The sequence below is a fragment of the Odoribacter splanchnicus DSM 20712 genome (assembly GCF_000190535.1).
Classification (GTDB): Bacteria; Bacteroidota; Bacteroidia; order Bacteroidales; family Marinifilaceae; genus Odoribacter; species Odoribacter splanchnicus.
The window spans coordinates 1,345,284-1,370,430 of sequence record NC_015160.1; the positions used below are offsets into that span (position 1 = coordinate 1,345,284).

At 41.3% G+C, this 25,147-nt stretch carries 23 protein-coding genes and 2 pseudogenes; 11 read left to right on the forward strand and 14 right to left on the reverse strand.

What is annotated here, in order from left to right:
* Positions 1 to 123: 123 nt before the first annotated feature.
* Together ODOSP_RS05640 and ODOSP_RS05645 are read left to right on the forward strand one after the other, a co-directional pair.
* Positions 124 to 483 (forward strand): annotated as a pseudogene (locus tag ODOSP_RS05640) (helix-turn-helix domain-containing protein); the annotation flags it as partial.
* A gap of 8 nt (positions 484 to 491) precedes the next feature.
* Complete coding sequence (locus ODOSP_RS05645; protein WP_013611419.1) at positions 492 to 1,385, forward strand: helix-turn-helix domain-containing protein; 894 nt, start codon at positions 492 to 494, stop codon at positions 1,383 to 1,385.
* 157 nt (positions 1,386 to 1,542) lie between these two features.
* Here the strand turns inward: ODOSP_RS05645 and ODOSP_RS05650 are convergent, their stop codons facing one another.
* Genes ODOSP_RS05650 through ODOSP_RS05665 form a run of 4 tightly spaced genes read right to left on the reverse strand, consistent with a single transcriptional unit; the run spans position 1,543 to position 3,756 of the window.
* Positions 1,543 to 2,172, reverse strand: coding sequence for a DUF6266 family protein (locus tag ODOSP_RS05650; protein WP_013611420.1), 630 nt, complete (start codon positions 2,170 to 2,172; stop codon positions 1,543 to 1,545).
* 31 nt (positions 2,173 to 2,203) lie between these two features.
* A complete protein-coding gene (locus ODOSP_RS05655) occupies positions 2,204 to 2,770 on the reverse strand; it encodes an N-acetylmuramoyl-L-alanine amidase (protein WP_013611421.1) in 567 nt (188 codons plus the stop codon).
* Between the two features lie 21 nt (positions 2,771 to 2,791).
* Positions 2,792 to 3,124, reverse strand: a complete 333-nt coding sequence (locus tag ODOSP_RS05660) for a 3TM-type holin (RefSeq protein WP_013611422.1) — start codon at positions 3,122 to 3,124, stop codon at positions 2,792 to 2,794.
* Positions 3,121 to 3,756: a DUF6266 family protein gene (locus tag ODOSP_RS05665; RefSeq protein WP_013611423.1), complete on the reverse strand. Its 636-nt coding sequence runs from the start codon at positions 3,754 to 3,756 to the stop codon at positions 3,121 to 3,123. The genes ODOSP_RS05660 and ODOSP_RS05665 overlap by 4 nt, the downstream gene beginning before the upstream one ends.
* A 590-nt stretch (positions 3,757 to 4,346) precedes the next feature.
* Between ODOSP_RS05665 and ODOSP_RS05670 the strand changes: the two genes are divergently transcribed.
* Positions 4,347 to 5,228, forward strand: a complete 882-nt coding sequence (locus tag ODOSP_RS05670) for a PD-(D/E)XK nuclease family transposase (RefSeq protein WP_013611424.1) — start codon at positions 4,347 to 4,349, stop codon at positions 5,226 to 5,228.
* Between the two features lie 1,011 nt (positions 5,229 to 6,239).
* Positions 6,240 to 6,611, forward strand: a pseudogene (locus ODOSP_RS05675) (cation:dicarboxylate symporter family transporter); the annotation flags it as partial.
* A 432-nt stretch (positions 6,612 to 7,043) separates the two neighbouring features.
* Here ODOSP_RS05675 and ODOSP_RS05680 read toward each other — a convergent pair.
* The 6 genes from ODOSP_RS05680 to ODOSP_RS19170 all read right to left on the reverse strand — a co-directional run bounded on the left by ODOSP_RS05680 (position 7,044) and on the right by ODOSP_RS19170 (position 12,474).
* The gene (locus ODOSP_RS05680; protein ID WP_041556456.1) at positions 7,044 to 7,619 is read right to left on the reverse strand and encodes a RagB/SusD family nutrient uptake outer membrane protein; all 576 of its coding nucleotides are present in this window, start codon (positions 7,617 to 7,619) and stop codon (positions 7,044 to 7,046) included.
* 806 nt (positions 7,620 to 8,425) lie between these two features.
* Positions 8,426 to 9,529 carry a clostripain-related cysteine peptidase gene (locus ODOSP_RS05685; protein ID WP_157741827.1) on the reverse strand — a complete coding sequence of 368 codons (1,104 nt, stop codon included), beginning with the start codon at positions 9,527 to 9,529 and terminating at the stop codon, positions 8,426 to 8,428.
* 113 nt (positions 9,530 to 9,642) lie between these two features.
* Entirely contained in the window at positions 9,643 to 10,554 is a 912-nt protein-coding gene (locus tag ODOSP_RS05690) for a hypothetical protein (protein ID WP_013611429.1), read from the reverse strand.
* A gap of 17 nt (positions 10,555 to 10,571) precedes the next feature.
* Positions 10,572 to 11,255 carry a hypothetical protein gene (locus ODOSP_RS05695; protein WP_148233352.1) on the reverse strand — a complete coding sequence of 228 codons (684 nt, stop codon included), beginning with the start codon at positions 11,253 to 11,255 and terminating at the stop codon, positions 10,572 to 10,574.
* Positions 11,256 to 11,278: 23 nt separating this feature from the next.
* Positions 11,279 to 12,016, reverse strand: coding sequence for a hypothetical protein (locus ODOSP_RS05700; protein ID WP_013611431.1), 738 nt, complete (start codon positions 12,014 to 12,016; stop codon positions 11,279 to 11,281).
* A gap of 218 nt (positions 12,017 to 12,234) precedes the next feature.
* Positions 12,235 to 12,474 carry a hypothetical protein gene (locus ODOSP_RS19170; protein ID WP_013611432.1) on the reverse strand — a complete coding sequence of 80 codons (240 nt, stop codon included), beginning with the start codon at positions 12,472 to 12,474 and terminating at the stop codon, positions 12,235 to 12,237.
* A 67-nt stretch (positions 12,475 to 12,541) separates the two neighbouring features.
* On the opposite strand from ODOSP_RS19170, the gene ODOSP_RS05710 reads away from it, so the two are divergent.
* From ODOSP_RS05710 to ODOSP_RS05725, 4 genes are all read left to right on the forward strand, one after another.
* Positions 12,542 to 12,820: a hypothetical protein gene (locus ODOSP_RS05710; protein WP_041556460.1), complete on the forward strand. Its 279-nt coding sequence runs from the start codon at positions 12,542 to 12,544 to the stop codon at positions 12,818 to 12,820.
* A 311-nt stretch (positions 12,821 to 13,131) separates the two neighbouring features.
* The gene (locus tag ODOSP_RS05715; RefSeq protein WP_013611433.1) at positions 13,132 to 13,629 is read left to right on the forward strand and encodes a hypothetical protein; all 498 of its coding nucleotides are present in this window, start codon (positions 13,132 to 13,134) and stop codon (positions 13,627 to 13,629) included.
* A 31-nt stretch (positions 13,630 to 13,660) separates the two neighbouring features.
* Complete coding sequence (locus ODOSP_RS05720; RefSeq protein ID WP_013611434.1) at positions 13,661 to 14,320, forward strand: hypothetical protein; 660 nt, start codon at positions 13,661 to 13,663, stop codon at positions 14,318 to 14,320.
* 15 nt (positions 14,321 to 14,335) lie between these two features.
* A complete protein-coding gene (locus ODOSP_RS05725) occupies positions 14,336 to 16,954 on the forward strand; it encodes a UvrD-helicase domain-containing protein (protein WP_013611435.1) in 2,619 nt (872 codons plus the stop codon).
* Positions 16,955 to 17,116: 162 nt separating this feature from the next.
* On the opposite strand, the gene ODOSP_RS05730 is transcribed toward ODOSP_RS05725, so the two are convergent.
* Positions 17,117 to 20,104 carry a SusC/RagA family TonB-linked outer membrane protein gene (locus tag ODOSP_RS05730; protein WP_157741828.1) on the reverse strand — a complete coding sequence of 996 codons (2,988 nt, stop codon included), beginning with the start codon at positions 20,102 to 20,104 and terminating at the stop codon, positions 17,117 to 17,119.
* A gap of 158 nt (positions 20,105 to 20,262) precedes the next feature.
* Entirely contained in the window at positions 20,263 to 21,420 is a 1,158-nt protein-coding gene (locus tag ODOSP_RS05735) for a FecR domain-containing protein (protein ID WP_013611437.1), read from the reverse strand.
* A gap of 42 nt (positions 21,421 to 21,462) precedes the next feature.
* Here ODOSP_RS05735 and ODOSP_RS05740 point away from each other — a divergent pair, with 42 nt between their 5' ends.
* Entirely contained in the window at positions 21,463 to 22,122 is a 660-nt protein-coding gene (locus ODOSP_RS05740) for a Fic family protein (RefSeq protein ID WP_228026181.1), read from the forward strand.
* 68 nt (positions 22,123 to 22,190) lie between these two features.
* On the opposite strand, the gene ODOSP_RS05745 is transcribed toward ODOSP_RS05740, so the two are convergent.
* Complete coding sequence (locus ODOSP_RS05745; protein WP_228026180.1) at positions 22,191 to 22,538, reverse strand: Fic family protein; 348 nt, start codon at positions 22,536 to 22,538, stop codon at positions 22,191 to 22,193.
* A 288-nt stretch (positions 22,539 to 22,826) separates the two neighbouring features.
* Here ODOSP_RS05745 and ODOSP_RS05750 point away from each other — a divergent pair, with 288 nt between their 5' ends.
* Positions 22,827 to 23,318, forward strand: coding sequence for a sigma-70 family RNA polymerase sigma factor (locus ODOSP_RS05750; protein ID WP_041556467.1), 492 nt, complete (start codon positions 22,827 to 22,829; stop codon positions 23,316 to 23,318).
* On the opposite strand, the gene ODOSP_RS05755 is transcribed toward ODOSP_RS05750, so the two are convergent.
* On the reverse strand, positions 23,255 to 23,815 hold the full coding sequence (locus tag ODOSP_RS05755) for an RNA polymerase sigma factor (protein WP_013611438.1): 561 nt from the start codon (positions 23,813 to 23,815) through the stop codon (positions 23,255 to 23,257). The genes ODOSP_RS05750 and ODOSP_RS05755 overlap by 64 nt on opposite strands.
* Positions 23,816 to 23,906: 91 nt before the next feature.
* On the opposite strand from ODOSP_RS05755, the gene ODOSP_RS05760 reads away from it, so the two are divergent.
* Positions 23,907 to 25,079 (forward strand): FecR family protein, encoded by a 1,173-nt coding sequence (locus ODOSP_RS05760; protein WP_013611439.1) that lies wholly within the window; start codon positions 23,907 to 23,909, stop codon positions 25,077 to 25,079.
* The last annotated feature ends 68 nt before the right edge of the window (positions 25,080 to 25,147 follow it).

Genomic DNA, 25,147 nt, shown 5'->3' on the forward strand with positions numbered 1-25,147 from the left:
CATAATCCGTTCCTTTCCCTATACCAGTCTGCCCATTTCGTATGCCTCCTGCAATTTCGGGCTTCCCTTAATTTCTCCCGCATGCCATACACCGCCGCAAAACAGCGTTCCCTTTACCGTCTCACGCGCAGCAAAAGCAACCGGGATGTGCTGACCCGTTTCGAGCAGTTGCTGGACGAGTATTTCGAAGGATCCGCCGCCGAGCGGGACGGACTCCCTTCGGTGAAACACTTCGCCGACAAATTGTGTCTCTCATCCAATTATTTCGGAGACATGCTGAAAAAAGAAACCGGAAAGACTCCGCAGGAATATATTCAGGAGAAAATAATCGAAGTGGCAAAGGACCGTATATCCGGCACCCAGGATACGGTAAGCCAGATAGCTTATTCCCTGGGATTCCAATATCCGCAGCACCTGTGCCGCCTGTTTAAGAAACGGGCCGGATGCACACCGAATGAATACCGGGCAAAGATGATTGGCTGAAAGGACAGATGAAAAAGGCGTTGGACATAAAGAGCGTGTGTGAATGCAACCGCCGTTTGGGATGTAAAACACTGCATCCCCAGGCAAGTATCATCAATCTGGAACACCCGGATTTGGAGCAGGAAGCCGTGAAATTCGAATTCTATGCCGTGCTGCTCATCGAGGAATGCCCGGACGGCTGTGGCTGTTGCGGCCGTAAGTATTACGACTATTCCAATGCCACGATGGTATTTCTCAAACCCGGGGAAATTTTCCGCATGAACGAAGCGGGCGTGTTGCCGGACAAAGGGTGGCTGTTGGCGTTTCATCCCGATTTACTGTACCGTACCTCACTGAAAAATCATATCAGGAACTATACGTTCTTTTCTTATAACAAGGAAGAGGCATTACACTTGTCCGGACGGGAAACGGCAACCATTACGTGCTGTCTTGAAAATATCGAAGAGGAACTGCACCACTCCATCGACACGCACACCGCAACCATTCTCTCACGGCATATCGAGTTGATGCTGGACTATTGCACCCGTTTCTACGAGCGGCAGTTCATCACACGCGAGAATAAGAACAAGACCGTGCTCGAAGAGTTGGAAACCCTGCTCGATGACTATATCGCCTCCGGCAGGTTACAGGGTGCTCTGTTGCCTACATCGGAATATTGTGCCACAGGACTGGGCCTATCCGTCCCTTATTTCAACGATTTGTTGAAATTCGAAACCGGCAAGACGTTGGATGAGTATTTCCAACTGCGACGGCTTGAAACGGCTAAAAGGATGTTGCTCAAAGCGGAAAACACCCCGGCCGTCGTAGCACAGCGGTTAGGCTATACCAGTGTACAATATTTCAGTCTGTTATTCAAAAAAATTACGGGCATCGCTCCTAATGAATACCGGTATTCAAATTAATCAGATCATTCTACAAAACCATTTCCGCATGCCTCATCGACCGACGATGCAGAATTGGGTGGACTTTCTTACCGGAAAGAGCGGCGGAGGCGGCCTTGCACGGAGGCCGCCCGCTGCATTACCGGTCATTATACACTCTTCCATTTCCTTTCTTTTTTCAGACCGTTAAATGCATGCTGTCCGACACCATCCGTCCATTGGGGGAAGTGGCAAAACAATACGCCTCCACTTTCGACGCTTCCCACTCTTCAGGTAAGGCATATTCCGTTTCGCCCGCCACACCGCGATTATTCAAAGCAACGATACGCACCCGCTGCAGCGCCGTTTCCAGCAACACGCCGTATACTTTGTCCGCCAGAGAAGCAAAACCTTCTTCCGGTTCCTGTGCTGTCTGACTGAAAGTATAAGTCCCCGATTCCTCATCATACCCAACCGTTACCCGGGGTGTAACCAACAAACCGGAAGCCAGTAACAGCCGCCCGTAATCTATCGTTGCCACCGAACCGGCACCGAACGATACTTTATCCATATTGAGCGCGACAAAGGCATTGAATGCCGTACCACGCCCTACTCCGGCAAAACCTTTACGGACAACAGGCAATATACGCCTGCCGAACTGCACCAGAGTCTTCATTTTTGCCCGTTGCTCCAGAATTTCCGGCGTAGGATTGTCTTTCCGTTTAAACACTTTCGCTTTCGCGATATTTTTACGTTTGGTGTAAACCAACGTAATATTACCTACCGATTTGGTAACCTTGCCCAACAAATAAGAATTAAATTCTGCCATGATTTTTTAATTTAAAGTTTAACATAATGAATCACTTGCACATAAATCCGTGCAATTCAGGACCGGGGTCCTGTTTCCGGTCGGTGATATCCGAATGTCCTACGACGTAACGGATGGGATAATGCTGTTTCAGTAACCGGCATATTTCCCGGAGCAGCCTTTTCTGCCGTTCTGTATAACGATGCCAGAAAGTCGCCAATTCACCCGTATCGTCGACATAAACATCCGCCGGAGCGACTTCCACGCCACACTCCGCCACGAAACGCCCCTCTTGCCACTGTAAACGCCCCAGATTATCCAACTCGATGCCGATGGAATAACGGTTCAGATTCGCCCGCCCGCCATAACAACTCCGCCCGGCGTGCCAGGCCTCCGTATCGAAAGGCACCAGCTGGAACAATTCGCCCTGCCGGCCAATGACCAAATGCGCCGAAGCTTTCACTTCTTCTTTTGCCAGGAACTCGGCTGCCGTACGTGCACTTGTCCCGGCCGTGTAGTGCACCACAATCATATCGGGACCTGACAGCTTCCGGCTGTTTTTCCGGCAAACCAGATGCTGCACGCCACCATCCACCAAACGATGTTTCAAGATTTCCATAATTGACAATAATAAAATTTATCACTTTCTCATCCGGAAACGACCGACGATATATCCGCCCAATCCGATTTCCAGCAAATCCCAGAACCGGGAGGTATCTTCCGGCATGGGCAAATCGGTAAACATTCCCACCAATATCACCACAGTAAAGGCAAGCATAATCACCGGACGCCACGAACGCTGCAACCAGTTGCCCTGTGCCTCGCTGCGCAGCACGCCCGACTGCACCTGCAAATGTTCCCGTTCATAATCCACCAAAAGAGTTTCCAGTTCCTGCTTCAACCGTTTTTTCTCGGTCGAAGATATCGACAGGCGTTCTATGACACCGGCCACGGTTTCCACTATTCCTTTCATACGTCAGATTTTAAATGAATACACAAATAACTGCCGGGAGAATAAGCCGTCCCGTCTGCCGAAACGAAAAAACAATACAGGTGGACCGTCCCCGCCGGCAAACCTTCCAACTCTACGGCCACCCTTTGCTCCTGCCGGTAACTCACGGCTTTATCCAACCAAAGGGGCGAATACATTTTCCCTTCGCACAAAGCCACCACCCCCACCCGGTCGGTTGCCCGAACACCCGCCGGCTCCAGACTGTTTTTCCAGGTCAGGACTATGCGCCGCCCTGTCTGTTCCGCCAATTCGAGACAATTCATCGGTGGAAGGGTGCCGGACACCAACAGTAACCGGGCCGGATCGAAAAGCGTACGTTCGTTGAACACATGGATGTTCTGTTTCACGAACAGGTTATACCCGTTCATCGCCGTATCTTTGGCCGCCATCCGCCAGATATCCCGTAACCGGGTATCCTGCAAACGCTGATAAAACCGGACTGCCGCAATCAGACGCAACCGGGCGGTCCGGCACTTCAACGCATCCGGCCTGACCGCCGACAACGGAACAGAACGAATCCGGGTCACTCCCCTCACCCGGTAAAAAATCATGTTCCCGATACGGCCCCGAATCACATTTTCACTCTTTGCCATAACATTTTGTTTTAATAGGTTATACAAAAGATCCCGGCCGGAATCAAATTTCGGAAGTAAAAGTAGCACCATCACCTCCCCCTTTCAAAATCTATTATACAGACAGGGAAATACGTATATAAAGACAGGAAAATCCTATATGGAATAAGATCCGGGTATCCGGACGATATTTGCAGAAAACATTGAAACAATGCTCCACACAAGGAGAAAACAGGGTGAAGACAGGCAACATAGCCGTTACACCTCCTATTCATACCCTATTCACACCTTATCCCCGGCGTATGTATATAGGGCGTGAATAGGAGATGAATAAGGGATAATCCCTAACCTGACGCTTTTCAGACCGGCAAATCATCCACAACAGGTTAGTTTATCTATTGGTTAATTGGGAGCCGAAGCAACGGCTTCAGTCCGAGTTTTTTCTTGATGTATTTCTCTTATTAGAGAATGAATATATAACTTTACTTCCCAAAAAGTATCACATGTGACGAATTTTAGTAAAATATGATAATTGACAGGGAAAGACACACTCTCTTCCTTGCCTAATTCAAAATTAATCCGTTCCTTTGCAGTATATAACACTGAAAACCATGGCCAATTACATCCGTTTCGACTGGGCGATGAAACACCTCCTTAGGGATAAAGCGAACTTTTCCGTACTGGAAGGGTTGCTGACCACCTTGCTCAACGAGAAAATCACCATCCGGCGGTTGCTCGAAAGCGAGAGCAACCAGGAAAGCGAGTTCGACAAGTACAACCGCGTCGACATCCTTGCCGAGGACTCCAAAGGTACCCTGATTCTCTTCGAGATTCAGAACAACAACGAGTACGCCTATTTCCAGCGCATGTTGTTCGGCGTTTCCAAATTGGTCACCGAATACATCAACCGGGGAGAAGGATACGAGAACATCCGAAAGATATACAGCGTCAATATCGTCTATTTCGCTTTGGGCAGCGGCTCGGACACCGTCTACCACGGACAGACGGAGTTCCGCGGCATCCATACCAACGAACTGCTCTGCCTCTCCCCTTTCCAGCAGGAAACCTTCAAGGCGACGGCAGTCAGCCAGTTGTATCCCGAATATTATATCCTCCGGGTCAACGACTTCAACAAATGGTCGAAAGTGCCGCTGGAACAATGGATATATTTCCTCAACACCGGCGAAATCCCGGATGACGCCTCCGCTCCAGGCCTTCCGGAGGCTCGCGAACGCCTCCAGCTCGACCGCCTCAGTAAAGACGAGTTGAAAGCCTACTACCGCCACCTCGACAATGTCGTCATCCTCCGCGATAACATCTTCACGGAAAGGGCGGAAGGACGTGCGGAAGGAAGGGCAGAAGGAAAAGCAGAAGGAAGAGCGGAAGAACGTACGACAACCGCCCGAAAGATGCTGGCCGACGGACTCCCCATCGATGTCATCCGTAAATACACCGAACTCTCGGAGGAGGAAATAAAAAAACTGGAGCATTAGCTGACTCATTATAAAACCCGCCCGAATAGTTTCCCAAGCGTCCATTCGTCATAGGAATCGATCGTAACGGCTTTCCTGTATAGTGCCAAAAAACGGCAGGCACCGGGTTACTGCCCGGAATCTGTCGGTCCGCCAAAGCGAGCCGACACATATCATGGAGAAAAGTATAATAGGACAATCCTGACCTGACGCTTTTTAAACCGGCAAATCATCCACAACAGGTTAGTTTATCAAACGGTTAATTTATTGCCGAAGCAACGGCTTCGCCTGTTCTTTCGATGTATTTCTCTGGTTAGAAAGAAAATATATAACTTTACCTCCGGAAAAGTGTCACAAGTGACAGTTTTTCGGAGTATATGATAAATACATCGGTTCACCATCCAAGTATTACTATCATCACTTTTTATTCTATATAATAATTGCCATAAAATTCCCTTTTGCACAGATTCGACATGATTTCTATTATTAGTAGTATACAAGCAACACAGATAAATAATACACAATATTCTATGATAACTCATGAATACAATGCGGTAGCCCTTTCAATCTGAAACTTATTTGTAGTTTCATAATAATTAAAATTTTTGTTAGTCGACTTAATACCTAATAAGGCGAACAAGATACGGCAAAAGATTTTGGAGAAATCATGCGAACGAAATTGCTATAAATCTAAAAAGGCATAAGCAAATGACTGTTTTATCCATGAGATTCTGTATATTACAAAATATTTTTTGTACTTTTACAATATAGCTTTAAATTAGGTGTATTGTATATGGTTACTACAAGTGTAAATAAAGAGTTGATTAAACTGAGGAATTTATCTTCAGCTTTCTCTCGTAACGCATTTGTAGATGTCTTAAATTACAATGCCTATTCACACTTTAATTGGTTGGCATCAAAATACGATACTTTAAAATGCACTACATATTTTGAATTACTCAAAAAGTCATATTCTTTAATCTCTAAATACTACAGATGTGAATATGTATATAAAAATGAGGGTTATGTCGTAAACAATCCCCCCCTGCTTATATAACGGCGCTCGGAACACAATCGTCAGCAGTAACGATTCACTTGTCTGGGAGCACGATGAAAATTGTAGCCTGTTCGATGACCATTATGCTGATGTCTGGAGGAGAACTACAACTCGGCCAGTATGCGGGTTTTACTATGATACTGGGCATTGCAATGGTCGCCGCACCGGGAATACCCGGAGGAGCCATTATGGCGGCATTGGGATTGTTGCAATCCATGTTAGGTTTCGATGAAACGGCACAAGGGTGGATGATCACCTTGTATATCGCTATGGATAGTTTCGGTACGGCAACGAATGTCACCGTCGCCGGTGACATCGCCATCATCGTAAACCGGGTGAACAAATGAAAAATATCCCTTAAAAGGCAAAAACCTCCCGCCCTGTACTGACAGGAAGCGGGAGATTTTTACATTAACACGATATCAAAATATCACTATTAGTGTGTGTCATTTAAAAACCCTTAATATCCATGTTTATGTATCCTTCTCCGAAAGTCCAGCCCACAACCTGTTCATTTTTCAAGGTAACCAAAGGGCTGAATCCTGCAAATGGAATCAGTCTTAATTCTTGTCTTACACAAAATGTTTGCCGGACAGCAATAATTCAGTCAATACCCCTCCCAATAATGAAGCAGTGCCGAACTTTCTCAAAGGAATTCGACACTGCTTTTCATTATAAACAAGAAGAGAATTCAAAAACTTATCGCCTTACTTACTCAGAACGATAATTCCCTACCATACTAAATTCAAAATGAGAATATCTTCATACAATATCTAAAACTATTGATAATAAGGAGTTTGATGAAGTTTTGGATTATTAACACGTTCCCCTGAGTAAACAGGAAAATGAACACGGCGAATATCCACACCTTTAGACTCCAAATGAGCTTTCATACTACCGAAACGACGCATATCCATCCAACGGAGACCTTCGCCGGCAAACTCACGACGCCGTTCATTTTCTATCTCTTTCAAGAATGCATCCACATTGGCAAAATCCGTATTTTGTTTCAGCGAAGCATTACGAACACTACGGACCGCATTGCAACCGGAAACATCTATGACGCCAGACCGGGCAGCCACCTCGGCAACTATAAGATGCATTTCTGCCAAACGGACAATTGACCAGACAGGATTATTATCTGCCGGAAATTTAACGCAATAATCAAGTTCCTGCCCCGTAGTACTATAGACATCTTTCACTATCAACTGGGCACGCTGGTCATCAGGTTCATTATAGAGAGTCGCCAAAGAGGGTTCTACCCAAGTATTACCACTATTTCTACCTTCGTAGGATTCCGGAGAAAGCAAACTATACAAATAGGCATTGTAGGCTACAGATTGTACTTCCTGCATACAAAATATTACTTCGCTTCCGGTGCTTCCGGAACGGAAATTATCTTGTGGTAGAGAGCGATCTGAAAGGCGGGAAGTTCAAGAAGCGGTAGATAAAAGGGGAGATACTCCAAATTCGGAGCGTCTCCCCTTGTTCTTTCTTTGATAAGCACTTCCAATTTCTTGGCTATATCCGGATGTTGGAAGCAGATAGATGAGGATTTCTGTTTTCATGCCACATGACTTGCACAAATTTTCAACTACGATTTGTGCTATCTAACGGTATTTCAATGGAAGCCTTCAGCCTTTGGGAGTTATTGCGAGTCCATAGCACGCCAGAAAGCAAGACAAGCACATACAAATCTTGTACATTTCATTTCCAAGCACAATGAAACAGAACAATCAAAGGAACTTTCCTACTTTCGATTAAGAAACTTAGATTTTTGAAAATATATTCGCAATATCTGTTTCCGGTATTGAGAAACATTTTTTGAAGTTCTTTTAAGTTTTACACTAGACTAAATATTTACCAGTTTGTTTTTACACGAAAGAATCATCTTAACGAAATGGAACCATCAGAATGTATTGTTGCTATAATCTGTTTTTTATTGCTAATTGCTTTGAACTGTATTTTTAATCTCAGATTTGAGTGTGTGTAGCAGATTAACTCGTGAATAGTACGTGTAATCTGTTCTTTACAAACAATAATATTATTCACCTCTATACCTGTATGTTCTGTTTGATTATCAATTGCAATGGAATCAATTGGTTCAAAATACTTATTCTCAACTAATAGCGTGTAATATTCAGGGTAAATATCTTCTTCTTTATTGCAAGATACCAGTATTATAATTGTTCCAAAAACAACTGTCACAACTAATATCTTTATACCAAGATAGTGTTTTGTAAAATTCATGCTCATATTTTCTATCTTTATGATTGTTGGGAATATAAATGCTAATTCCTGAACTGCCATTTAAAGGAATTTTACCGTAAAACATATCTGTATGATTATATGATAATATCATATCAGATAGAAGTTTTATTACTAATTCTTTTCGTTCGGAATTTTTAAAGAGAGAAACAAAACCTCCAATGTCAAACAGCCAAGATGTTGCTTCTTGATCGTATTGTAGAATAGTGCTTATATCGGGAACTGTAACATCATGGTTTATCAATTCCTTTAAAGACTCTGAAAAAGATTTTAAAACAGATGTCTTTACAACAGTCATAGACGCTGACTTTAGGACACCTTTCTTTTCGTTATATTGAGCAATATATTTTTCTACAATTTCACTGTAATTTGGACTATTGCTTAATAATTCAGGTAGGATTTCTTTGTAAGGAAATCCTGTAGCAAGGACTTCCGTAGGCGAGGATATAATGTAATCAAAACTGTTTCTCATCTCATATAAAACTTCTATTGATGACATAAAGCAAGCGTCAAATACCAAAAAATCATAATGAAAAGGACGCAGTCTCTCTGCTAACTCCCTAATATCCATTTCATAAGGCTCTTGGGGTTCCTCTGTGGTTATATCAATCCCAAAGGAACGAGTTGATGAAGTTGAAGCACGTTTAGAATTTAAAATTTCTGATTTTGGGAGCCAAGCACTCCCATGAGACCAAAGTACAATTCCTTTAATTTGCTCATTGGCTTTTCTTGAAAAGGCTATTGCGTCTTTTAAAGCACTTACAAAAACATCTGCACTTGACGAGTTTTGTTCAGGATAGGTTTTGATTATCTCGGAAACTATTAAATCTGTATTGTCTGCCTTTACTTTATATAGGCATGGGTGAGAGGTTTTGCGATTCTTTACCCTGTCTACATAAACATAAACCCCATTGCTAATTTGATTTTCAGAAAAACATCTCTCCATCTGATTGATGTTTTGTATTGCAAAGTAATCTAAGTCATTATCTGCAGCCATATAAACGAATATAGCGTTTTTCTCGGAATGCCTAACTATGTCATCATCTTCAGAGCAACTCAATAATAGCACTGACAAAAGACAGCATAACATAAATTTAGTATGTATCATTCCTATTGAAATATCTTAAAGGTGTCAATTCCCTTCATTCCCGAAGTTGTATTAATAAACCAAATCTGTCCGGAGTTCCTTACAAAAGACTCAGGTTGTATTTCTCCATAAAATTTTATGTCTAAACGAGCTAGACCTTTGTACTTTTGACATTTTAAATCATAGTCGTTGTAGTCTGCAAATAGGGTTTTGCCATGGCTATATTCCTCTTTGTAGAAATTCATTATTTCTCGAATAGTATACTGTGTAGGTTTAATGCCAATATTCTTAGCATAGGTACTTTCTACGGTTGTAAGCTCCCCATTCACACAATCCCCAATACTTAGCAAAATATAGTACTGGTTAATTTTAGAAAGTTCAGGCTTTAGTAAATATAAAACAGGAATACCTTCTGAATTAATAGGAGTTGGACTTTCTTTTACAACCTTGGTTTTATCTATCTCATTTAAATTGGTGAAATTATGGTATTCTTTTAAATCCGCAGGGTTATGGAACACAAGAGGCTGGTTACCGATTACGGCATACTCAAGGACGGTCGAAGACAAGTTCTTGATTGAAAGAAAATCTGCTCCGTTTTCTTGATAGTCTCTTTTCAAGGTAAGCTGGCTAAAAACGCTTTTCCCCGAATGTGTACCAACAATACTGTCATAGGCGACCAAGACGTTCTCTCCACCAATCACGCAAGGAGTAGAAAGCCTCTCTGTTTTGACTTCGTTTTGACCATTATTGCCCAATATACTATAATGCACTTCCACTTCTCCGGGAATATCATCTTTTGTGGTTATTGCAATATAATTATGCCGAAGAATAGTTGTTTTGCGTACTCCTTCCTCTAAATCAACCTTTGTACATTGGGAAAACAATATTGTAAGAAAAAGCCAAACATACAATTGTAAAGAGAAGATCTTCTTCATTTTGTTGCATCTTTAAATTAATCCCAAACCATTAACCAAGGATTCCACCAATCAACCTTTGTATAGTTGCCGCCATTCTTCTTGTCTCCTGGCACGCCTACTTTTGCACCATTATCTATCTGAAGGAAATAATAGTTTCTCCAGAACCAAGAACCAGTCTGTTTTGCACCATAAGCTAAAGTCCAATGTAATTGCCCACCAGAACCACACAATCTGATTGCAGGTTTCTTATAATGCTTTATTTGGTCATATGCAAAAAGATCTGCAAAGCACAGAGCTGGATTAATCCAGATTTTCCCATTGGAAGCAATAGGCATTGTCCACCCCATTTCTCCCGGAGTCATCGGTCTTCCGAAAAGACGCAAAGCAAAATTTAAAATACCAAACTCTCCAAATGAAGAAGCATTATTATAAAAGAAATCATATTTATCTTTGCCTTGATTTACATAAAGGATATATCCGCAAACCCAAGGACCACATGCACCACCTCTTCTGTAAGAATGCTTTCTGTCATCATACTTATCAATCCATTTTAAACTTTTATCGGTACGACTAAAGATTCTTCTAAATAATCGTCCAAAAAATTTACTTTCATTATTAAGTTCTTCATCGCTTGTCTCTAAGAGTTCTTGCTCATAAGCACTTAAAGTATTCCAATATGCTTTAGCTTCTTCTTCTGTTCTTGCTAAGCTGACTTCCATAGAGTCTTTTAACGCCTCCACAGTCATATTTTTCCATATTCGATCTCTTTATTAAGTTCTTCGTCTGCCACCACATAATCTGGTACTTTTTCAAAAGCACGTTGATCAGGTATTAATGTTGGAAGTATGTGAGTTTCCATGTGCTGGATAATCTCTTCACCTTCTAATTCTCTCATATTTTCCATGAGTACAGGAGTCCCATTATCAACTGATATAATTTGCTTGGGTGCTTTACCGCCCTTTGACCTGACTCCTACAAATTGTTCCCCTTTCCAATCCATAAAAATGGAAGGGTTGGAAGCATTGGATTTTGTTAAGAACTCATTATAATCAAAAACGCTGGAGTATACTCCGTTTATGACACTACTGTTTTTTCGGTTGGCATTGACACGTATTGTACCTATAGCATTGTTTTCCGAGTCAAATGCAATAAAATCATAAAACTTCGGCCAAGATTCCAAATTGTATATTACTACAGGATTTGGTGCTAAATGATAGCCGTTCCAGGCCATATCTTGGACAAATCCCGTTTCATTCATTTCTAATAAGGTAATTTTTCTCGCTAATTCAAAATCAAGAACTTTTTTATTTTGAGCTAATGCCTTTAATTCAACAGAGTCAGCATAAGGAATGTAAAGCTCTTGACGTTTGTGATTACTTTCTATTGAAGAACCTAATATCTCTGGAGAGAGGTCTTCGTTGTTGCACGCAAAAAGTAAAATCACACAAAAGGGAATTGATAATAGCTCTCTTTTATTCATAGTATGTGAATTGAATATTGGTTACTCTGGTAAACATACGAAAAGTTTATAATCCTTCCAAGAAACCGCAGTACGTTGTACAGCACATTAAAATACTTTATACATATTTAACTATTTAGCACATGTTGCATATACAAAGCCGCTATTGGTTGCACAAGTTCTTCAAGCCTCTTCAAAAAAGAGTTAGCAAATTCTCTAACTAAAGGTTGGAGAATCTTCTATCGGCGAAGTGCTCTTATGAACTTATACACTGTCCAAAGGACAACAAAAGGAGCCGTAAAGAAACCACCTATGAGGTAAAGCAGGAACTTGAATACGTAATAGAAATTCCATTGCCCTGTCGTCCCTGCCGTCATCTTCCACGGCAGCACCTTGTTGATAAACACATATCCTGCCCAGAAAGCCATCAGAACATATCCCGACATCCACTGCATGTCGGGCATCCGTTTGGTGGTCATAAAGTCGAGTTTATAACCTATGACAAAGAATACGGTGTATAGGATAAGGTAGTAGAGATTATCCCAGATGGCTCTGCGTGACACTCTGCACTTTGGCGATGTCGTCATTAGAAAACTATGCACGTTCAAGGATGTTTCCATTAAAGGTGAACTATATTCCCGTGAGTTTAACCGGCATTTCAAAACAGACAATGCAGTTTGTTCTCTCAAACAGAACACGGAGGGAAAATTTGAACTCAACATAGACGGTATTTCGCACGTCAGTTGGTTCAGACGCAAGAAAGACGAGTTTATGGAAGCGTTGGGAATGCCTACAAAGAAACAAGATAGGAGTATTAAGCTGTAAATCATGACAAATCCGTGATAGTTGAAGTTACATCACGGATTTTTTTGTACTTTTGTACCGTGATTGAGGCAACTCTTTCCAAGACATAAGAAAAAAGAAGAAGCGTTATGCTTATCTTGTACTTGAAAACGTAGGAAATTTTCAAATTGGATACAAGGATAGCATAGTGGTTCTCACGCTATAGCTGGGCTGCTATTGTTACATCCGTATCCAAGGTTTCCTACGACCTTCAAGTAAGAGTGTGGCATACAGTTCCACGCTTCGTGATTTAACCCATCCTTTGTGGAAGCTGGAGGATAAATGTGTAGTGTATGAACGCAATTAAAAATTGGCTATTAGTTATTTGCACCATTCTATTAGCAAATGGGTGTGCACCACTTCGAACACCTGTAATAGTAAGGAATGCTCCTATTGAAATGTATAAATACGCATACATTTCTCCGACAAAGGAATTGACATCAAGCACAGGAGGTACATATGGAGGTCAATATGGTATCTATGGCTCTTCAACAACCAAAAGTGTTAATCCGAGTGATGTGATAGCAGGAATATTGATAAAACAGGGGTATATTATATTGCCTGAACTCAAATCCGAATTAGCGAATGAAACCTTAATCGTCAATTATGGCGAGAGTGGTAGGCGTAACAGAGGTTTAGGCTATACAATAGAAGTAACCATACAATTTAGTTCTGCAAAAACCAATGAAATGATATGTTCTTGCACAGCAGAGGGACAAGGAGAAACAGAAGCTGATGATATTCGCCAAGCTATCAGACGAGCATTATCAAGTTTATTTCCTGAAAAATAAAATCAATTAATAACCAATAATACAATAGATTATGAAGAAGTTTATAGCATTGTTTGCATTGATGGTTATTACGTTGGCATCATATGCTCAAGTTTATAAAATGTATAATACGCGAAACTATCATAACCAGCTTCGTTTAAATACGATGACAGGTGAAGTACAGCAAATTCAGGATGATGGTCAGTCTTGGATTGTTTGCAGTGCAAGAGAAATATCAGGGGATAAGGAAAGTAGGTTTCGTCTTTATGAAACACAAAATATGTGGACTTTCATAATGCTTGATACATATACAGGTAAAAATTGGCAAGTTCAATTTAGTGTAAAAGGTGAAGATTATATGTTTGCTGCCCCAATCAATATCTTCTCTCTTGCATATCCAGAAACAACTTCAAATTGGACTAATAGGTTTCAGATGTTTGCCACCCAAAACATGTGGACTTTCATACTGTTAGATTCGTATAATGGACGACTATGGCAAGTCCAATATAGTGCACAAGATTTAGATAATCTATTTTGCATACCTATAAACAAGTACGAATTAGTATCTGATAACGAAAATTGTATATTCTCTATTCAACCATTGACAAGCATGTATCAATACTATCTCATAAATGATAGAACAGGTGATATGTGGAAATTCCAATGGAGTACCAAGGGGGATGATTATAGGTGGATTGAAAAATTTAAATAGTTATCATCCTCTGATATGCAGTTGGTTTTACTTATAGTTGTGGTTTCTCTTGTTGCTATTTCTGTTATTGCAATAGTCACAATACGAATACGCCTAAAAAACAAGTCCAAGGAACTTTCAGAAAAGTTAAACCACATATCTTCTTATAGTAATAAATCCAATTATGAGCAAGCAAAAGAGAGATTGTCGGCATTAAATAACGAAGCATTTATTGATATTCCGACCGACCTTAATAATGTTTTTTCATGTAAGATAATCTCTGCAACGCAAGAAAAGGATTTCACAAATCATTATATACCATATTTTCAAGAGGCGCATTCATTAGTCAAGAGACTTGAAGCCTTCAATATCACTCCATCTGTAGCAATCTCAAACCTAATTCGTGACTTTGGAAATATCAATAAGATTGTCGAGCAACATAATGATGCGGTTATAAATTCTTTACTTGATACACATAAAGAATTTTTCGACCATTGTTTGAAATATCCATTGGATAAGCAGCAAAGACGCTCAATCGTTTCAGAAGAAGATAATTGCTTGGTTGTTAGTAGCGCAGGTAGTGGAAAGACCTCTTCTATTGTTGGAAAAGTCAAGTATCTAACAGAAATAAAAGGCATTGTACCTCATAGAATCTTACTCATTAGTTACACGAACAAAGCAGCAGCCGAACTTACGGAAAGAATGGCTACTGATGGTTTGAAAGGTTATACATTTCACAAATTAGCCATTGATATTATCGGAAAAGCGACAGGTACAAAGCCATCTATTTGCGATAATACAGATTCTTTGTTTATAGATATTTATCACACTCTATTAGAGAATAAGGCTTTTAAGAATAGCGTAGTAGAATATTTCATTGATTACCAATCTAATGAAGCGGATTGGGAACAGCGCAAGAATGAAAGGCGAGAAAAGTTGTCGGAACAAAAAAACGTGCAGCTAAAAGCGATGTTTCCCGATATGGATGGTCGGGCTATATATGTGAGAAGTGAACAGGAGCAAAAGATATGCTTTGTCTTATCATCACTTGGAGTAAAATTCAGATATGAAGAGCCATACGAACATCAATTAGCAGATGAAATGCATTCTCAATATCGCCCCGATTTCTCAATATATTTTGAGCAAGCAGGAGTAATCAAACGCATCTATTTGGAACATTTTGGAGTTGATGAACATAGTCTTGTGCCCGCTTGGTTTGCAAAAGACAAAAATATAACATACGAAGAAGCCAATCAAAAATATAATGATGGCATAACTTGGAAGAAAGCAGCTCATGAGAAATTTGGCACTCAACTTTTAGTAACATCAAGTGCAGATTTCCATTACTCTGATATAAGGGGGAAACTCCGAAAATTATTAGATGACGCAGGTGTACCAATTCAAGAGAAAACAGATGAAGAATTATATGATTTGGTTTTACCAAAAGGTAGTAAGCAAGAAAAGGCATTTATACGACTTGCTGTTACTTTCGTGACATTAGTAAAATCAAGTTGTAAATCAGTTAAAGAAGTTCTGAAACAAGCAAAGAATGCAGATGATGAGCGAAGTGTTTTTATTATCAAGAATATATTTCAACCTGTATATGAGCGCTATATAAGTGCATTAAGCGATAGTAATCAAATTGATTTTACCGATGCGATTCTTCAAGCCACGGAAATATGTCGTACTTCGCACCTTGTCGAGTATGACTATATCATTGTGGACGAGTTTCAAGATATATCAGTTGACCGCTACAATTTCTTGAAAGTATTACGAGACGGAAATCCACCTGCAAAGTTGTATTGCGTGGGTGATGATTGGCAATCCATATATCGTTTTTCGGGAAGTGATATGGCTCTTTTTAATCAATTTCCCGAATACTTTGGAGCAACGGAGATAAACAAAATTGAAACTACGTACAGATTTGGAGAACCTTTGGTTTCGTTGTCCTCTCACTTCATACAGCGCAATAAAGCCCAAATACAAAAAGATATACACTCGTTCAGTTCTGAAATGAAAACAGAGTTGGAGTTCTATTCTTACGATAGGCGAGATTATTGCAATACGATAGGACAACTTGTGGCATCTATTCCAAAAAACAAATCTATATTTTTGTTGGGGCGTTATTCATTTGATGATTATTACCTTTCTTTTATGTATCAATCCATTAAAGAGGGTAATAGGTTCTTTTACGTAATAGGAGAACGAAAAATCGAGTTTTTGACCGTACATAAATCAAAAGGTCTTGAAGCCGATTATGTAATACTTTTGCAATGTAATAAAGATACGTATGGCTTCCCTTCTCTTGTGAGTGATGACCCTGTGCTTAAATATGTACTCACTAAAAGCGACCAATTTCCATATGGAGAAGAGCGTAGATTGTTTTATGTGGCAATAACAAGGGCAAAGATGAAAACCCTTGTGCTATATGACAAGCGTTTCCCTTCTGTATTTGTAGATGAGTTCTTACATCCCGAAAGGGTTTCAGAAGAAAACTACGTAAAGCACCCTAATGCCAATAAAAGATGGACAAGAGGAGCAGACCAATTTTTATTGAAATTGCATGATGAGGGTAAAAGTGTGAAATATATAGCAGCCAAAATGGGCAGAAGCCAAACTTCAATCGTAATGAGATTAAACAAACTTACCCAATAGTCGGTATTTTATTTATTCTTCAATATTGCATGTATTGGATATTTCCTTACCTTTGCATCAGAAACGAGTTATTTGACAGCATAGCACCGCAAAACGCTGAAAATCGCACGGTTGCCAATTCGTTACTATTATTTCTCAAATGCTCCGTTAAATGTTTATTTCTCAAATGGTTGTGCCAAACCGTTGAAAATCTAAAATATAATCTGGCTTGTTTTTCATCACGTCATCATATCCCAGTTCCGTAGAACGAAGTAATTGTTCGTCAAGATTATATATTTTTCCACCATAAGTAAAAGAGAATTGCCCGAAAAGCGACAAGTTTTTCCAAGAGACACCGAGGTTCAGTCCACCGGTAAACTTAGGGGTAAGATTGTCTATAATCACCTTATCGGCAGCGTCAATGCTTCCGTTTCCACTAACGTCGTCATAGATAATATCTCCCCGTTCATCCAAGCCAAGAGCTCTATACATTTCCAAAGCTCCGAACGATTGTCCAATTTTCAAACGTGGACGCGGCGTATTGCCCCCACCGTAATAAGCACTCGAATAAGCCCAATTATCAACCGGAAGATCTATCACCTTGCTACGGTTAATGTTCATATTGATACCTGCGGTAAGCCCCCAATCCTTTGTAAAATGATGTTGGAAATTCAAAGCAAGGTCAACACCACTATTGCGAATGGTGCCGGCATTAATTTTACGGGAAGTATAACCACCGGTACTTGAAGGCAGCGGTTCGGAATTCATCATACCGCTTGTCCTTTTCAGGTACCATTCGGCTATCAACGTAAGACGATTTTGGAACAAAGCAAGGTCAACCCCCACATCCACCTGATTGGTTTTCTCCCACTGGAGATCGGGATTACCTAATGTACTAGCCACACTCAAAGCAGGTTTTCCCCAATAGATATCACTGGACAACCGGTCATAACAATCGGCCATGGAGACATTCGTAATGCTACCTGTCATACCATAGCTGGTACGCAGTTTAAGAAGGTTGATGACATGCTGCCTGGACATAAAAGCTTCATCGGAAATCACCCATCCTGCAGAGACAGCCGGGAAATTGCTATAACGGTTTTCCTTGGCCAGTTTGGACGTTCCGTCACGACGAATACTAAAACCTAACAAATATTTACGGTTATAAGATAAATTGGCACGGAAAAAATAAGATTCTGAACGTTCCGTCCAACGAGTATTACCCGAGATATTCCAATCTGCCCACAAGTATTCTGAACCGTTCGCCGGCCCTTCAAGACCTGGGATATCAGGAAAACCACCAATGTCCATAACATAGCTTTTAGAGTAATTCTCATTATACTCATATCCCAAAGTAGCAGCAATATTCAGTTTCTGTATGTCCACATTATAATTCAAGAAAGAGTTGGCAGTAATACTATGACCATCATAGTCTATTCCATCATATGTTTTGGGGCCATTGAACGATTCGTACCGTCGGTTGTTTATTGTACCCGCCAGACGTGAAGTCCATACCAATCCTTTTATAAGATTGATGTCTACACCAAAGTTCCCGGTCGTATTAACGATCTTTTCCTTATTGTTATTGTCAGTCAATGCCAATACCGGATGATCCTGGTATCCGAAATACCAGTCCCATCGGCCGTCTTCATCATAAAGGGGTTCTTCGGGGGTATCGGGACGGATTTCTCCCATACGCAAGACATCTGCCGAAGAAGTATATCTTTTTTTGACCGATTGAGTAACCGAAATATCAGCACTAAGTTTCAGCCATTTATAGACTTGGCTAGTCAAAGCCAATTTGGTATTCAGACGAGAATAGTCGCCTTTTCCAATCGTATTCTCTTCAGCAGTACGTCCCACAGAGAAATAATAGGTAGTTTTGTCATTTCCACCATTAAGGCTCAGGTGAATATCACTCTTCGCAGCGCTGTTAGGAATCACATAATCCAGCCAATCCACCTCTTGCTTACCCATATTAAGCGTATTCATTTGAGCCCGCCACGTGGCAATTTCCTCTTGCAAAGTAGCTTGTTCTCCTGCAGAAAGGCCTCCGGCCGCCAACTGCGATCGAATGTCGGCTATACGGTTTTCACGTCCTTCACGAAATACCATCTCGTATTCCTCCGCATTCAACATACGATAGTTGAACGGCGTGGAAGCCCAACCGTAATAAGCGGATAAATTAACGACAGGCTTACTGTTGAACTTTCCTTTTTTCGTTGTAATCAGAATGACACCCATGGCTCCTCGCGAACCATACATAGCCGATGAAGCAGCATCTTTCAACACTTCTATCGATTCAATATCTTGGGGAGCGATGTTGTTCAGATTAAAATTAGACGTTCCATCAACAATCATTCCATCGATCACAATAAGAGGTTGCACACTAAGATTACTACTTTGGTGTCCTCTAATCACAAATTCAGGATTCGCACCGGCATCTCCACTCAACTTTCGTACCCATAATCCTGATACCCGTCCCTGCAAACCTGTTATGACATTGCCCACTTGGGATTCCTGCGGTTTAAAGTCATCCACGGAAGCAATGGAACCGGTAACATTACGCTTCAACTGAGTTCCGTATGCTACCACCACCACCTCATCCATCTCCCTGGCATCTTCCTCCATAACCACCGTCAAAGGTTTCGCATCATTCACCTTGATTTCTCTGGTTTTCATCCCGACAAACGAAAAAATCAGAACATGTTCCGTATTGCCCGGCAAAGTCAGACGAAAATTTCCATCCGCATCGGTCACTCCCCCCAATTGCGTACCTTTCAGCAAAATCGTCACTCCGGGTAAAGGCATTCCACCCTTATCCTTTACCAAACCGGTCACGACAAGTTTTTCCCCAACCTTTTGAGGAGAAACCAGTTTCGGAGAAATGATAATGACATCATCCTCCAGCCGATACCACAAACCGGTATTTTTCAGACATTCTGCCAGAATATCGCTCAAATCCCGGTCTTCCAGCTGTACGCTGACTTTTCCCACATGACGGAGTTCATTACTGCTGTACATGAACTCATACCCGGACAACCGGGTTATTTCCTGGAAAACTTCAGGCAAAGTCTTATTCTTTGCATCCAAGGTTAAGCGGATCTGAGAATGCGTCCGGGCAGATAGCGTTGACAATCCCAGAATCAGCATGCAAACACAAATTTTCATAGTTAAATACATTTTCCGAACAATATCAGGCCATGACCCGATATCCAAATCCCGATTTTTTTTCATAAATTTGTTTTGTTAAAATTAATAATGGCCATTTGCACGATGGCGTTAATAATTCTATTCCGGGAAGATGCTGCACACATCTTCCTGTTTTGTTATTCAGTAAATACCTCAATCGCACGTCCGTTCTGCACAAAACGGATATGCGTCGTGAGTTCCAGTTTATTCAATACCTGATCCAGATTCCTGTATTTCGGCAGATTTCCGGTAAAACGGATTTTTCTGACCTCCGCATCCCGGAGAAAAAATTCAACGTCATACCAACGTCCCAATTTATGAATCACCTCTTCTAATAAATCGTCATTAAATACAAAACGCCGGTCTTTCCAGGCCGTATAAGCTTTTACGTCTACGTTCCGGATTTCCGGGCCTTCCGAACTGTAATTCAACTGTTCTCCGGGCTGTAATTTCCGGGAATAATTCCCCACCCGTACTTCCACTTTTCCCTGCACCAAAGTGACTTGCTGAGTTTCCGAAGGATAGGATTTCATATTAAAAGAAGTACCCAAAACCTTAATATCCAATTGTTCCGTTTTCACCACAAAAGGCCGGGAAACATTTTTTGCGACCTCGAAATAGGCCTCCCCTTTCAGCATGACCTCCCTCCCCTCACCGACAAAGGCCACCGGATATTTCAGTTCCGTTTCGGCATTCAGCCACACCCGGGTACCGTCGGACAGGGTTAACTGATATTCCCCTCCCCGCGGAACCGTAATCGTATTGTAAACTAAAAAAGAACCGATATGCTCTGAAGAATAATCCAATCGTTTCCCCTGCACACGAATGTCGGCAGTCTGTTCTTTCAATTGGGTTTCCAGGCTGTCCGACAATACCACTTGCCGTCCGTCCGACAAAGTCAATAAGGCCCCCGCCTTCCCCGGTTTTATCACCCCGGTTACCGGCAATTGGCTTTCTTGCTCCATCCTATCCCCCATATGGAACAAAAAAGCCAGCGCAACCCCGATCACCAATGCCCCCATGGCAGCCACCGCTGTCCAGCGTTTCCCGATACGCAACCGGTCAGTCTTCCGTTTTCCGGCCACAAAACGGCGATATCCCTCCCCAACCTGAAACTGATGGTGTTCTCTCCTGGCCTCTTCCAAAAATCCAGGCCGAACCAATTCCTGATACATCCGTTTATGCTCATCGTCCTCGGCCAGCCACTGTTCCAATTGTTTCCGCTCTTCTCCGGTGAGAACACCGACAATCGACTTTTGTATCAAAAGCGCTATCTGAAAAGGATAATCTGTCATCTTTTTTCATTTTTTCATATAAAACACAACCTCGGGCAAAACATGTTCGATCAGGGAATCAGCCTGAAAGGAAAGAGTATGGCAGAGCTGAATATGAACCTCGACTTGAAGAATGCATACGAGAATACGGTAAAACTTGCCAATACTCATGCCGATATAAGCATTGACTTATTGAAAGACTTCTCGGCTCTTGTGATGAAAAACACAGGACAGGAGTATAAGACCGCATTGGGGGCTTTCTCATCGGCACGGGGTGAATTGCGTCTGCTGAATGTCACTACCGGAATCGGGGGTAAATCGTATATGAATTACAGTAAAGTTCCGGCAAAACTATCGGAGTTTTGTGTTTGGTTGAACAAGGAGCGCGAAAATTATACCCATAAAAGCACCATACAGCTATACGAAATCAGTTTCGATGCCCACTATCATTTGGCCACAATACACCCTTGGGCGGACGGGAACGGCAGAATGGCCCGATTGCTGATGAATATGCTGCAATTTGAATTCGGGCTGATACCGACAAAAATTCTCAATGAAGACAAGGAAGAATACATCAAGGCTTTGGTGGAAACCCGTGAGCATGAAGACCTGAATATCTTCAGAGAGTTTATGACATCCACTATGATTAAAAACCTTACCCACGACATAGAGGCTTACCGTAAATCTATCGATGACACTTCAATAAGTGGGAAGAAAAAATAAAAAGTAGGGAGAAGAACCTATTCAACGCAAGAAATGCGGAGAATGTGAGGTATATTCTCCGCATACATTTAAAAAATCAATTCATAATGGGTACTCCGCCCTCCTTCATCGGTTTTACGCAATATCCCTTTCGCAATTAAAGCCTGTATATCACGTAATGCCGTATCAGCAGAACATTTGGTAATTTTTCCCCATTTGGAAGAAGTCAGTTTACCCTCAAAACCGTCCCAAAGCAAATTTACCATTTTGATTTGACGGTCATTCATGGAAATCTCCCGGTATTTATTCCAAAAAGCGGCTTTCCGCAAAACCGTGCCCACTGATTTTTCAGCGTGAAGCAATGCCGCCTCCAGACAGGCAAGGAACCATTCCAACCATGCAGTTATATCTAAATCCGACTTTTGTATTTTTTCCAATGTTTCATAATAATTTTTCCGCTGATTTGCCATAACCGATAACAAACTCCCCTCTCCTTATGGAAAAATTAACGACAGATATTCTTTCATCTATTTTTATTTCCTACTTTTACCTGAAATTAGGACATGTCTTAACAAATTGAAACAATCATCCGATGTCGTCACAATATCCTGTCCCTAAATGGATCGAACAATTACACGCCGGAAAAGAAGAAGCCTACCGGATTCTTTTTGATGAATATTACCAGATGTTGTGTGTATTTGCCATGAAATATATAAAAGAAAGAGGTGGCCGAAGACATCGTGCAGGATATCATTCTGGAACTATACAGCCGGCGTCTCCGGTTCAACACCCCCGTTGCCCTCAAATCGTTTTTGTTCCTGTCCGTAAAAAACAGGGCCCTCAATTTCCTGCGCCGTCAGCGGGCACAAGAACATTATCTGAGTATTTCGGTGGAAGAAGAAAGTTTTTTCCTGAACAATATCATCCGCGAAGAGGTATACTATCATCTGCAAAAAATGATCGGGGAACTCTCCGACCCTGTGCGGAAAATTTACGAACTGACTTTACAGGAATTCTCCAATGAAGAAATTGCCGAACAACTCGGATTAACCGTCGATTCTGTCAAAGCACACAAAAAACGGGGGAAACAAATATTGAAGGAAAGGCTGAAAGGTTTAATGGCCTTCTGCCGGGCAAAATTCCTGCAACCGCACTATACGCCGAAAAGTACAAGTTTGAGATTATTCCGCAATATCGCCATGGCCCGTTTGAAATGAGTCTTCACTGTAGTTTCTGCAATATCCATCTGTGTTGCAATTTCTTTGATCTTTTTCTTCTCGACAATATGAAGTAATACGACTTCCTTTTGTTTTTCAGGTAATGTATCCAGAATAGTTTTCAGACGTTCATGAATATCTTCATCGATTTCCGGATCTTCGATACCGGAGAACAACATCGCTTCGATGATTTTATCCTGATGCTTACCTTGAATTTCCAAATCCCGCAAATAATTCAGGCAATTATTCCGGATAATACCGAGCATATAATAAAATACAGGTTGTTTTTCATCATATCTTTCCAGGTGATCCCACAAAGACAGAAAAGCATCCTGTACCAAGTCTTCCGCTTGTTTCCAGTCGTAAAGATAACGCATGGCATAATGCTGCAAAGGCAGAAACGAAGTTTTATACAATTCATGAAAAGCATCCAGATCTCTTTTTTTTATCCGAAGCCCTAAATTACTTTTTTCTATGTATTGCTCTATTCTTGCCATGATATTTTCGGCAAAGATAATTTTTTTCTATTATACGGTGTCCTCCATTTTTAGATTCCAAGTTAATTATATAAAAAAGAAAGCGTGGTCTATGGAAAAAAATTCGATTCGTTGGGAAATATTATTGAAAGGCGCCCGCGGAACATTGTCTCCTGAAGAAGAAATCATTTTTCAAAAGTGGTTGGCCCGGGATATACGACATAAAGCCTATTACGAGAAAATGTGCCGGGTTTGGTCGTCGGACAATACAACTTACGATTTGCATACCGATGTGGCTGAAATGATAGTCCGTTTTGACGATTATGTCCGGAATAAGCGGAAAGTAAGGCGCCGGAAGATACTGAGGAATGTATACCGTTCGGTAGCCTGCCTGTTGATTCTGCTGACTGTAGGTGGAGGGATCATGTTGTTGAAGAGAGACAAACGGGAAATGGAAACTGCAAACCGGATTGCCGGATCTATCTTGCCGGGCCAGGGGAAAGCCATTATTCTTCTACCGAACGGCGAAAAAGTAGATATCGCTTCGTTAAGCGATTCTTTATCCTACCGGACAGCAGGCTTTACGGTCGAAAAAGATTCCGGAATAATCAGATATATGAAACAACAGCAAGCCCGGACAGATTATCACACGATCGTTATACCGATAGGAGGAGAATATCAGGTGAAGCTGAGCGACGGGACGATGGTATGGTTAAATTCAGATTCGCGGTTGAAAATTCCGACGGCCTTTGTGGGAAACGAAAGAAGAGTTTTTTTATCGGGAGAAGCTTATTTCGATGTAGTGAAAAATGACCGTAAACCTTTTATCGTCGAAACAGATTTAGGGAATATAAAAGTTTATGGAACAGAGTTTAATGTAAAGCGTTATTCCGCCGACAGACAATTGAAAGCAACTCTGGTGGAAGGCTCCATCGGATTCAGTAACGATCATGTAGCAGAACTGAAACTTCAGCCCGGCTATCAGTTAAGCCTTACCGAAGGGAAAAGTGAACCTACTGTGGAAAAAGTAAAGGTATATAATGAAATAGCCTGGAAAGATCAACGCTTTTGTTTTGAAAACAGAACCCTGGAATCGATAGCCCGGGATATGGAAAGATGGTATAATGTAAAAATCGTTTTCGAAGATCCGGTATTGCAACAGCTGCAATTTTCGGGTTCTTTGAGCCGGTACGGAGAGATTGAGACTTTACTGCATTTTTTTGAAGAAAGTGCAGATATTACATTTGAGATCGATCACCATACAATTACTGTAAAAAGAAAATAAAAAAATAGAGAATGCTTCTGCAGTCGGCAAACTTTAGAGCACATTCTCTACACATTCATTCATATTAA